10 protein-coding genes are annotated in these 11,448 nt (G+C 38.8%); all 10 read right to left on the bottom strand.

What is annotated here, in order from left to right:
- Positions 1–21 precede the first annotated feature (21 nt).
- Positions 22–522 carry an NAD(P)/FAD-dependent oxidoreductase gene (locus tag F3G86_RS06725; protein WP_149723394.1) on the bottom strand — a complete coding sequence of 167 codons (501 nt, stop codon included), beginning with the start codon at positions 520–522 and terminating at the stop codon, positions 22–24.
- Positions 523–614: 92 nt separating this feature from the next.
- Positions 615–1,178, bottom strand: a complete 564-nt coding sequence (locus tag F3G86_RS06720) for a MotE family protein (protein ID WP_149723393.1) — start codon at positions 1,176–1,178, stop codon at positions 615–617.
- Positions 1,178–1,600 (bottom strand): flagellar export protein FliJ, encoded by a 423-nt coding sequence (locus F3G86_RS06715; RefSeq protein WP_021086090.1) that lies wholly within the window; start codon positions 1,598–1,600, stop codon positions 1,178–1,180. Before F3G86_RS06715 ends, F3G86_RS06720 begins: the two co-directional genes overlap by 1 nt.
- Positions 1,597–2,847 carry an adenylosuccinate synthase gene (locus F3G86_RS06710; RefSeq protein WP_012140419.1) on the bottom strand — a complete coding sequence of 417 codons (1,251 nt, stop codon included), beginning with the start codon at positions 2,845–2,847 and terminating at the stop codon, positions 1,597–1,599. The genes F3G86_RS06715 and F3G86_RS06710 overlap by 4 nt, the downstream gene beginning before the upstream one ends.
- A gap of 2 nt (positions 2,848–2,849) precedes the next feature.
- Positions 2,850–3,710, bottom strand: a complete 861-nt coding sequence (locus tag F3G86_RS06705) for an ATP phosphoribosyltransferase regulatory subunit (protein WP_103617229.1) — start codon at positions 3,708–3,710, stop codon at positions 2,850–2,852.
- On the bottom strand, positions 3,703–7,755 hold the full coding sequence (locus tag F3G86_RS06700; protein WP_223228574.1) for a diguanylate cyclase domain-containing protein: 4,053 nt from the start codon (positions 7,753–7,755) through the stop codon (positions 3,703–3,705). Before F3G86_RS06700 ends, F3G86_RS06705 begins: the two co-directional genes overlap by 8 nt.
- A 120-nt stretch (positions 7,756–7,875) precedes the next feature.
- Positions 7,876–8,505, bottom strand: coding sequence for an NAD(P)H-dependent oxidoreductase (locus F3G86_RS06695; RefSeq protein WP_149723391.1), 630 nt, complete (start codon positions 8,503–8,505; stop codon positions 7,876–7,878).
- 112 nt (positions 8,506–8,617) lie between these two features.
- Positions 8,618–9,640 carry a selenide, water dikinase SelD gene (gene selD / locus F3G86_RS06690; protein WP_188116436.1) on the bottom strand — a complete coding sequence of 341 codons (1,023 nt, stop codon included), beginning with the start codon at positions 9,638–9,640 and terminating at the stop codon, positions 8,618–8,620.
- Positions 9,637–10,239 (bottom strand): sulfurtransferase-like selenium metabolism protein YedF, encoded by a 603-nt coding sequence (gene yedF / locus F3G86_RS06685; RefSeq protein ID WP_103570650.1) that lies wholly within the window; start codon positions 10,237–10,239, stop codon positions 9,637–9,639. Before yedF ends, selD begins: the two co-directional genes overlap by 4 nt.
- A 146-nt stretch (positions 10,240–10,385) precedes the next feature.
- Complete coding sequence (locus F3G86_RS06680) at positions 10,386–11,333, bottom strand: formate dehydrogenase subunit gamma (RefSeq protein ID WP_149723390.1); 948 nt, start codon at positions 11,331–11,333, stop codon at positions 10,386–10,388.
- Between the last annotated feature and the right edge of the window lie 115 nt (positions 11,334–11,448).

The raw sequence follows: 11,448 nt of genomic DNA, 5'->3' as shown, positions 1-11,448 counted from the left end.
AAATTTCACTTTTCTATTTGATTAGCTATTTTTTAAAGCGTTAGCCGCCTTTAGAGCGCTTGCAAAGGCTAGATGCAGGTTATATCCGCCAAGCATACCGGTAATGTCTAAAACTTCTCCTATAAAATAAAGCCCATTTACGCTTTTGCACTCTAAATTTTTATCTAAAAACTCTGTTTTTACACCGCCTTTTGTAACTTCAGCCCTTTCAAAGCCAAATGTCCCAGCTGGGGCAAACTCATAGGCAAAAAGCCTTTTTATGATGCTCTTTTCATCGTCGCTAAACTCATAAAAAGCCCTATCTTTTAAGCCAAAATTTCTTAAAAACTCAAGTACAAATCTCTTTGGCAAAGGCAAAACAGAGCTAAGCTGTTTTTTGCCATTTACTAAATTTTTCTCACTAAATTTAGGCAAAAAATTTATGCAAATTCGCCCCTTTTGCCAAAAAAGTGAGGCGTTTAGTATCACTGGACCACTTACGCCCCTGTGCGTAAAAAGCACATCGCCACTAAATTTATACAACAAGAGCGGGGGTAAAAATTTGAGAAAGGGTGAGCAAATAGGTTAAATTTATTAGTTAAATTTGGCTTTTATAGAGCAGCAGTAAGTTAAATTTACTGCATATTTATACTTCCAGCAGGGGCTGGCATATCGCCTTTTTCGTCGATAAATGGAGGGCCTTTTTGAAGTAGGGCTGTGATCTCAGAGGCAACCTTTGGATCCATTTTGGCCATGATGGTTGAGATCTTTTTTGCATCAAGGGCGTAAAGTATGGTAGCAGCGTTTGATCTTGGCATTTGCGAGAGCACTTCGGCTGCTGCGCCATCTTTCATTTTGGCGTAGGATTCATTGACTTTATCGGTAGTCATCGTGCGAAGCTCTTTTAAAATTTTCTCATTTTTAGCGACAACTTCGTCGATCTCTTTGCGTTTTTGCTCGATCACTTTCATCGTCGCATTTAGATCAGCCTCTTTTTTGGCGAGCTTTTTGTTGTTTTCTTCATAAGCTGCAGCCGAGCTTGCTCGAAAGACCTCTAGGGCTTGGCGCTGCTCGTCGATGACCTCAAGCTCCTTTGAAATTTCCTCTTTTCTAGCTTCAAAGATCTGAGTGCAATCAACCGGCACTTCAAAGCAAAATGCAAAATTTATAACTATAAAAAAGAGTAAAACAGCTCTCATTACGCCTCGCTTTTGGCTGCAAATTTCATAACCGCAAACTCATCAAGAGCAAGCGCTTCAGCCTTTTGTATGCGTTTTATCTCTTTTTTAAATTCTTCTTTTTCTAGATATTTCATCTTTTCATACTCTAAATTTGCATTTTTATATTTGTGCTCGTAGTGCAAGACCTCTTTTTTTGCTATCTCTAAGCTCTCTTTGCAGGCACTTAGCTCGGCTCTTGCTATATTTATGAGCTCTAAATTTTCTCTTAGCTCGCCTATGTTGCCACTTTTTGGCAGGCTAAACTCGTTGAGCTTAGCCCTTAAGAGTGCTATTTTTTCTTCAGCATTTCTTACATTTAGCCTAGCAACGACGAGCTTAGCCTCTACCTTATCCATCTCCTGCTTTTTGACGCGGACGACGGAGGTAAATTTACTTTTCATCTAATGATCGTATCGCTTCTTTCAGGGCTTGTTGAGATATAGCCGACCTTCACGCCAGTTAGCTCCTCGATACGCTCGATATAAGCTCTTGCGTTTGCTGGCAGGTCTTCATACCTGCTGATGCCTTTTACGCTGTCCCAGCCTGCAAGCTCTTCATAGATAGGCGTTGCATTTTCAAGATCTGTTGGCACGTAGTCGATAGTTTCGCCGTTATATTGATATGCTTTGCAAATTTTTACCACCTCAAAGCCATCAAGCACATCAAGCTTCATAAGCGCATAAGTATCGACGCCATCAAGTCTTGAAGCGTATTTTACGCTTACTGCGTCAAACCAGCCACAACGTCTGCGGCGGCCTGTTGTTGTGCCAAATTCTTTACCGATCTCACACATCTTATCGCCGTTCGTGCCTTTGTCTTCAGTTGGGAAAGGTCCGTGTCCTACGCGAGTTGTATATGCTTTGATGACGCCTATTACCTTGCCTATCTCTTTTGGATTTAGCCCAAGGCCTGTGCAAGCGCCAGCGCTTATGGTATTTGAGCTAGTTACATAAGGATATGTGCCGTGATCGATGTCAAGAAGTGTGCCCTGAGCGCCTTCAAGTAGGACTTTTTTATCTTCATCAAGCGCTTTCCAAACTAAATTTGTAGTGTTTGCGATAAATGGAGCAAGCACCTCTTTATATCTTTTTAGCTCTTCAAGTAGCTCATTTTCTTCAGGTATCTTTACGCCAAGAGCGTCAAATACTGGTTTATTTGTTTCAAAATCATGCATCAAAGCATCGCACAAGCGCTCTGGCTCAAGTAGCTCGCCAACTCTGTGGCCGCTTCTGCTTATCTTATCTGCGTATGTTGGTCCGATGCCTTTGCCAGTCGTTCCGATCGCTTTTTCACCTTTTAAGCGTTCTTTTGCTTGATCGACTTGACTGTGGTAGCTTAAATTTAAGTGCGCTTTGTCGCTTATATAAAGTCTGCCCTCTAAGTTGTCAAATTGCGCCATCTCAGTGATGAGCACCTCTGGAGAGACAACGACGCCGTTGCCGATGATATTTATGATATTTTTGTGCAAAATCCCGCTTGGGACAAGGTGAAGTGCGTATCTTACGCCATCGACCCAGATCGTATGACCAGCGTTGTGGCCACCTTGAGAGCGACAAATCATGTCATAGTTTAGTCCTAGCATATCAACTATCTTGCCTTTGCCCTCATCACCCCATTGAACACCAACTACTAAATCAGCCTTTCTCATTCTTACTTCCTTAAATTAATTTTTTCTTCTATCAATGCATCAGTATATACAGCGAACCCGCTGCTTGAAATATCGTCTATTTCATAGTTTCCGCCACTTGCTAAGATGGCGTTGTCTTTTAAAAATCTAAAAAATAAACTATCATAATATCTCATTTTTGAGTAATATAGCGGAACTATTCTTAAATTTTTATATTCTAGTGATTTGGCTACGCTTTGTAAATTTTTTAGCGCCTCTTTTAGCTTATCAGGGACTAAATTTACTATCTCATCAAGCTCGCTAGCGTCCTTTAAAAGGGCTAGTTTGCTAAGCCACGGCACGTTTTGGGCTAAAATTTTTTCTAGCCATGAATTTTCAAAAATTTCTATCTCTAAGTTTAAAATTTCGCAAATTATCCTTGGGATTTGCATATTGCTAAGCTGCAAACAAGCGCCGATCTCAAGCTCGCTAAAAAGCTTTGCTACAATGTTTATACTCTTTAAAATGTCGTTTTCGCCGATAAGCTCAGCGCCTATTTGATAAATTTCTTGGCTTGGGTAGCGAAAGACTGGCTGGATGTAAAACCATCTCTTTGGCTCGTTCGCTTTAAGTCTTCTAAGCACGATCCTAACGGTATCAACCGTGCTATCAGCCCTTAGGCTTATCTCGTGATTTAGACTGTCGCTAAAGCGCAGAAGATTTGTCGCATCTACGCTTAGATGTTGATGATACGAAAAAAACGGCGTTACGATCTCGCTAAAACCTTCATCTTCTAAAATTTCACTCGCTTTTTGCTCGATTTTTCTCTTTAGTTTTGCACTTTTTGCAAAGTAAAGTTTGCTTCCGTTTGGGATCTCGTGCTCATAAACATTTACATCACTCAACTCTTATCTCCTTACTAAAACCTAAATTTATATCGCACTCTTTGATGATGGACATGGCTAGATTATAGAGTTCGCCGCTGTCACTACTGCTTGCTAGTTTGCTTAAATTTATGGAAATTTCTTGATTAAATTTACCTATATTTTTTATCTCATCTTCTATTTTTTGCTTTAGGCTTTGTGCTAGTTTGTCGTCTTGATTTAAATTTGTTATCACTTCATTTGCAAGCTCTTTTAGCACGACTAAACCTTTAAAAAGCTCGAAATTTTCACTATTTTTATAATCTTTTATGTGTAGATATGGTCTTTCAAATTTAAATGAAGCAGCGTCTTTTGCCAAAAGCGCCACTGAGAAAATGTTGCCTTGAAATTTATCAAAACCAAGGCCAAGTAAAAACTCAAGCGTTCTTTTGTCATCGATATTTTTTATAGTAGCATTTAGTCCAAATTTATCAGCCACAAACCTTATCATATTTATGCTCTCAAGTGCCTCTTTTGAGTTAAAGATATGTTTGCAAAATTTATTATCTATATTAAAGCGGTTTGTCTTTAGCATACCAAGAGCTTCGATCGAGCTTGAGTATGAGGCAAAGTCGTCAAGCGAGAAGTGTATGCCAAGCTCTTTATACTTTCTAACATAAATTTCTAAAACTTCTAAATTTGTAGCTGTTGCAGCGTCGATAACATCGATGATAAGCCCAGTTGGATCAAGGCTTTTATCCTCGTCAAATATCGCTTTAAATTTATGCCAAAATTCTTCTGTAAAGAGCTTTTTAACGCTTAAATTTACGCGAACCTTTGCGCTTATGCCATTTTCTAGCCACATTTTTCTTGCTAAAAGCGCCTCTTTTATCGTAAATAAAGCGATATTACTCGATGCGCTACTTGTCTTTATAAGTGGTAAAAAGTCACTTGGATAGATGATCTCACCATCTTTTCTCCATCTAATCAGTGCTTCAAAACTTAAAGTCTCACCCGTGCTAAAGCTGATCTCTGGTTGAAATTCTAAAAACATCTCACCAGCGTCAAGCGCTTTTAAAATTTTTGAGCCATCTTCGTACTGGCTCTTAAAATAGACATCTTTTTTCGCATCAAATGTATAGCTTCTGTTTTTGCCACTTATCTTGGCTTGATACATCGCCCAGTCGGCTCTTTGTAGCACATCATCAGCCCCAAGCTCACTATCAGCCAAGGCTATGCCTACGCTAGCGCTTGCTTTTAGTTTTAGCTCGTCTATCTTTACTTCATCTGAAGCTAGCCTTAGCATATTTTGCGCTATCTCATAGACTTCACCTAAATTTTCGTAGTTTATAACGCCTACAAACTCATCTCCGCCTATCCTTGCAAAGATATTTTTGCCATTAAACATAGCGCCTATTTTTTCAGAGATAGCTACTAGAAATTTATCGCCTATTTGGTGGCCGAAGTTGTCGTTTATGCCCTTAAAATCATCCATATCAAGGTAGATGACGGCTATTTTTTGTTCATTTTTTTGTATGAGAGAATTTAGCTTGTTGTAGAGTAAAAATCTATTTGGTAGCTTTGTGAGCGGATCGTGATATGCGATAAATTCTAGATATTTCTCATTTTGAGCTTCGTTATTTGCAAGCATTGCGAGCATGATGTAGCCAGTTCTTTTCTCGCTCGCATCGATGAGTGGTAAAATTTCTATGACTTCAAGCTTGCTTTTGTTTTTATTATTTTCACTCCAAACCTTACCACTCCATGAGCCACCGCTGTTTATAGTATCTATGATCTGGTGCTTTATATCGCTTAAGCCTTGCTTTATAAATGTGATATCTTTTAGATATACACTATCTTTTGAGCCAGCACTTTCAAAAAATGTATCATTTGCATCAATGACCTTTAGCTCCTCATCAAGCAAGATGACCTCTTCTTTGCTAAATGAGAAAATTTTTGCAAGTAGGTCTTGACAGACAAAGAAGTTATCTTCTAGGCTAAGATCTTTTAGTGTGCCTTTTATCAAGCTTACTTCGCCAAATTCATCGTATTCAAGTGCTTTTGCTCTTAGTCTAAAGTGTAGAATTTCTTTATCTATGCTATAAAGTTTGATATCTTTGATGTATGTTTGAGCATCTCTTAAGCTCTCAAAAAAGCTATAAAAACTATCAAACTCATCGACAAAGACCGACTTTGCTTGCTCGAAATTTAGAGTGCTTTGCGTGCCAAGAATTTTACTTAGCTCGTCTGAGATGTTGAGCATGTCGCTTCTTTTATCCCAAGTAAAGACATTTGCTTCACTCGCCCAAAGCAGCGCCTTGCTCTCTTTGCTTTGTTTTTCAAATCTCTCTTGAAGCTTTAACATATCGCTAAGATCGGTAAATGAGTAGATGACCTTTTGCTCGTCTGCATCGATAAATTTAGCCTTTATCTTAAATGGAATTTTCTTGCCATAAGCGTTTGTCATATTTGCTATGAAATTTAGCTCTTCATTTTTAAAGCTTGCTTGCAAAAAGGCTTTTTTACCTGCTAGCACGGCAGCTTTAAAGCTATCAAAGTCCTCGCTTGCGATGATATCTTCTAAATTTATGAGACTTTGGCTTTGGACATTAAAAATTTTCTCGACATTGTTTGTGCTTTGGATGATCAAAAATGGCTCTTTTGCTGAAGCGATAGCGATAACATTTGGCGATAAAAAGACGTAGCTTTTGATGATATCGTCATTTCTTTGGGTCATCTTTTCTTGAGTGATATCCTTTATAAGTATGAAATTTAGCCTAGTGTTTTCTAGCTCAAAGCTACTTTGGGTTACTAAAACATCGATTATTTCACCATTTTTACGCCTTAGCTTAGCCTCGTATGATAGATTATTGTTGATAGCATTTTTTCTATCTTCTGCTAAATTCTTAGACTCATCTTCAAGAAGTTCTTTTATATTTAGATCTGCTACGTCATCTTTTTTGTAGCCTAGTTTTTCTAAAAGAGCGTTGCTAATGTCCGTTATGACGCCAGTATAAGCGTCAAAGACCACGATCTTTAAAAAGCTCTTTTCAAATACATAGCCAAATCTACTCTCGTAGCTTTGTGCTGTCTCGTAAGCTTTATCTCTATCTTCGTAGAGTTTTTTGATGCTGTTATTTAGTGAGATAAATTCTTTTATGTCAAATTCTTCATTAGTTGGCTTACTTTTATCTGCCGCAAAAAGAGCGATCCTAGTAAATGGAGAGAGAATTTTATCTTTTATATATGAGTTATCACGTAGCCAAAGTATGCTAAATGTGACAAAACACAAGAACGAAAGCACGACTAGAACTAGCTGGATAAAGATCTGTGCTTGTCTGCTAGAGCCTGTTATGACAAATAGCTTTTGCTCTTCTAGGTAGCTGATCTTGTAAAAATTCATATCCTTTAGCATAAAAATGATCTTGTCACTTTTAAACTCGCCACCTTGTGAGATGTATTTGTTAAAGTCCTCTTTTATAAATTTTCTATAAAACTCATCTCTTGAGAGGTTGCCATCTTTATCGACCAAAAAGACGTATGCGGCAAGGTTTTTATTGTAGCCTGTATCGACCTTGTTTTTTAAAAGATTTGGATTTAGCTGGGCAAGAATTTTATTGCCATTTTTTAGCCCGTAAGCTATGTAGATATCTTTAAAGCGCCTATTTTTGTAAAATCTATCAGAGAGCCTAAACTCGCCCTCTTTGATATCTGAAAACCACGAGATATCGTAGCTATGAAGCTCAAAGGCATCATCAAATTTACGCTCATAAAGTAAGGAGTTATCTTTTGCTATCACGTAAAAAGCGGCGTAGAATTTACTTACAACAGTATCTTCATAAAATGGCTCTACGCCGTTTGAAATGAGTCTTGCCTTTGTGGTGATATTGTCTTTTACCTCTACAAATGTATTGACGATATTGTTTCTAGTGATTAAATTTAGCGTTGAAATTTCATATTTTATATCGTTTATGCCAGCAAATATGACAAAAAGTGCAAGAAAGATGAAGGCAAAAAGAAGTAGTGCTATCTTTACATAGAACCTCTTAAAAATCTGCAAAACTGGTTTAGCGCTATTTTTTTGCATTAAATTTAAGCCTCGCTTTTTAAAACTAGCCATGATTTTAACGCAAATTTACTTTTTTTAGCTTATAAAATGCCTTTTTGTTTAAATTTAAAGAGATCACAGGGCGTTTTGCCCCGTGACTTAGTAGATCCAAGTAACTACTTCAGATCTTTGTCTGCGTAGTTTTTCAGGTTGTGGATTTAGGCGGTAGCCAAATGGCACTATGATAGCCACTCTTTTTTCGCTCTCATCAAGCCCTAAAATTTCATTTAAAGCGTGTCTGTCAAAGCCTTCAATCGGGCAGCTGTCAATCCCAAGGCTTGCAGCTGCGTTCATCATATTTGTCGCAGCTATCATACACTGCTCGTGCGACCACTGAAAGGTTAGCTCATCGTCATTTTTGAAATTTGATAGCAAAAAGTCGTGATAAAATTTCTGCCTTGCAGCGATAGCTTCAGGATCTTTATCAGCCCTTCTAGCGATCATTTTATCGATATAGCTACTGCCAACTTTTACCTCTTTGATCTTAGCTAAGATGACAACCAAATGCGAGCAAGAGGTGATTTGCACTTGGTTCCACGAAACAGCTTTTATCTTTTCTCTAAGCTCCTTGTTTTGCACGACTAAAAAGTCCCACTGCTCAAGCCCAGTCGAGCTTGGGCTTAGTCTGCCAGCCTCTAAGATAAAGTCAAATTCGCCAGCGCCTATCTTTTTGCTCTCGTCAAAAATTTTGCAAGCGTGACGAAATTTTAAAATTTCAAGATAGTTCATCATATCTCCTTTGTTAAATTTCTTAACATTATAAAGCGGTTAGGTAAATTAAAAGAAATTTAGAAATTTTATCATCTAGTGCATGAAAACTAGGCTAAATTTAGCAAAAAGCCTAGTTTAAAAATATATCAAACTCGCCTTTTTGGATCGTTTCTGCGATGATGGCTGAGTGCTCATAGCCAGCCTCTTTTAGGCGTGATAGAGCTAAATTTGCATCATTTTCGCTAACAGCTAGCAAAAGTCCGCCAGAAGTTTGCGCGTCATATAGCAATATATCAGCCTCTTTGCTCACAAAATGCTTTGCAAATTCGCGGTTTTTGTAGCTTCCCTCTGGGATGATGCCCATATCGGCAAATTCTTTTGCACTTGCGATCACTGGCACATCTTTTTCAAAGACATTAAAGCTGATCTTGTCGTTTAACATCTCACTTAAATGCCCTAAAAATCCAAATCCAGTCACATCGGTAGCAGCATAAACCTTGATGCCACTTAGCGCTTTTAGAGCGTAGAAATTTAGCTGAGCCATGATGCCTGCGACCTCATTTATTTGCTCCATGCTTAGTAGATCAGCCTTGATCGCTGTGCTTAAGATACCGCTACCAAGAGGTTTTGTGAGGATGAGGACATTACCAACTTCTGCTGTGTTGTTTGCCCAGAAATTTTGTGGGCTCACCTTGCCAGTCGCGCTTAGCCCATAATACATCTGCTGCGTCTCTATCGTGTGTCCGCCAACGATGACGCCGCCACACTCTCTTACTTTATCGGCTCCACCTTGTAAAATTTCGCCTAAAATTTCAGGTGCAAGGTTGCAGCTATCAAAGCCCACGATATTTAGGGCGTTTATCACCTCGCCACCCATTGCAAAGACGTCGCTTAGGCTATTTGCAGCAGCGATCTGACCGTAGATAAATGGGTCATTGACTACTGGCGTGATAAAGTCAAGCGTCTGAACGAGTGCAAGATCGTCTGAGAGCTTAAAAACGCTCGCATCTTCGTTTGAGCCGATGCTTGAGAGCAGGTTTGGATGAGATAAATTTAAACTACTAATCGTTTTGTGAAGACCCGACGGGTCAAGCTTAGCAGCTCAACCAGCGGCTTTAACGAACTGCGTAAGCTTTTTGTCGTGATAGATCATAGTTTGATTTGCTCGTGAGTTGAGAGTATGTCGATGATCTCATAAGCGTTTGAAATTTCGCCAACTGCAAGATCGCTCACTAGCTTATAAGCCTCCAAGCAGCTTCCGCAGCTTAAAATTTGAACGCCAGCAGCTTCAAGATCTTTAAGTGGCTTAAAGCTTGGATGTGCGCGGTTTGTGGTCATCTTAACGGCGTTATTTACGCAGATGATTATCTTTGGTTTTTTCTCTACTTGAAGAAGTGCGCCTAGGAATTTTGATAGCAAATTTATGCCAACTTCGCCGCTACCTGCGCGCTCTTCGTTTAGATAGAGCACTTTTTCGTTTTTTGGTGTTATATCGCAGACAAATTCGTCAAAATTTGTAAGCTCAAGTGCGCTTTTGCCCTTGATGGCTAAAATTTTAGTCTCATTGCCGTTGCTTTCTAGGCTAAATTCTATATTTTGATTTTTTAAAAATCTTGAGATATTTTCTTTTGGAGCTAGGGCATTTACGATGATCTCTAAGCTCTCTCCTTCATTTAAACCCTCAAGTGCGTTTTTAGTCATGATGACTGGTTTTGGGCACTCTAAATTTCTACAATCAATTGTTCTTGTCATTGTTTTTCCTTTGTGATTAGTATTTCAAACCTTGAAACTGATTTTGGATTATAGCTAAAAAATATTAATTTTTTAAAAGGATTTGTGCTTTGAAATTTGCTATAAAAGAGAGTTTGACCCTGCGCAAGTCGCAAGGTCAAGGTTAGTTATTTTAAATTTGTATATGATTTTTCGTAGTCAGATACCGGGATCTTGTTTTCTTTAACAAGCTCTTGATACCAGTAGTGGTGAAGCACATAGACCTCTTCTTCTTCTTTGTATCCAGTGATCATCGACCAGATAGCGCCATGTATAGCGATCGCAGCCATATAGATATGAACTAAGAAAAATACCGCACAGACGATGCCAAGGCAGTTGTGGATAACTACGCTATATCTTAAAAGATCGATTTGAGAGATACCAAACCAACTAGCAACTGCAGGCTCTTTAATATCCATGAAATACATGATCGCACCAGTGATGATCATCACGATACCACCAGGGATAGCGATCCAGTACCATGCCTTTTGACCAGCGTTAAATTTACCAGCAGGGACTGGTTTTTTCTTCTTTGATAGATAACCACCAACTATCATCATCCATCTGATGTCATAAACAGCTGGAAGCATTCTGATAGTCCAAGCAAATAACATAGGAAGCACAGAAATAGCAAATATAATAGTCGCTATATCGTGCAAGTATCTACAGAAACGCACAAATGTGCCACCGCCAAGCTCTGCACCCCACATGATGATGATGCCAGTTGGCACTAAGATGATCCAAGAGATCGCAGCTAAGCCGTGAGCTATACGTTCGATCAATGAAAACGCAAATACTTTTTTGCCATCATGACTAAAGTGTTTTGGTCCGATGATCAAGAAGTGTAGCACGAACGCACCGATAACAGCTAAAATGATAGAAAGTGCAGCTATCGCGAAGTAGTCGTTGCCTTGTATAAAAGTAAATATCGGGCCCCAGCCATGCTCATAAGGCTTGATATTTTCTATCCTCTGTGCTGCCCAAATGGTGCTGTCAAATTGATTTACACCAGTTGGTCCTTCAATGGCCATTGCCGCAACGGACAATGTAAAAAGTAGAGTAAGAATTCTCGTCATTTTATTCCTTTATTTGCTAAAGCTTAAATGATTTAAGCTTTGGTTAAATATGCTAAAATCACACAGCTATGCCGTTTTGCGGCTATTATATCAGAGCTAATCACAAGCAAACCTT

The sequence above is a fragment of the Campylobacter concisus genome (genome assembly GCF_902460595.1).
Lineage (GTDB): Bacteria > Campylobacterota > Campylobacteria > Campylobacterales > Campylobacteraceae > Campylobacter_A > Campylobacter_A concisus_BL.
Note: the sequence above shows the minus strand (reverse complement) of the source record. Positions and strands in the feature narration are given on the sequence as shown.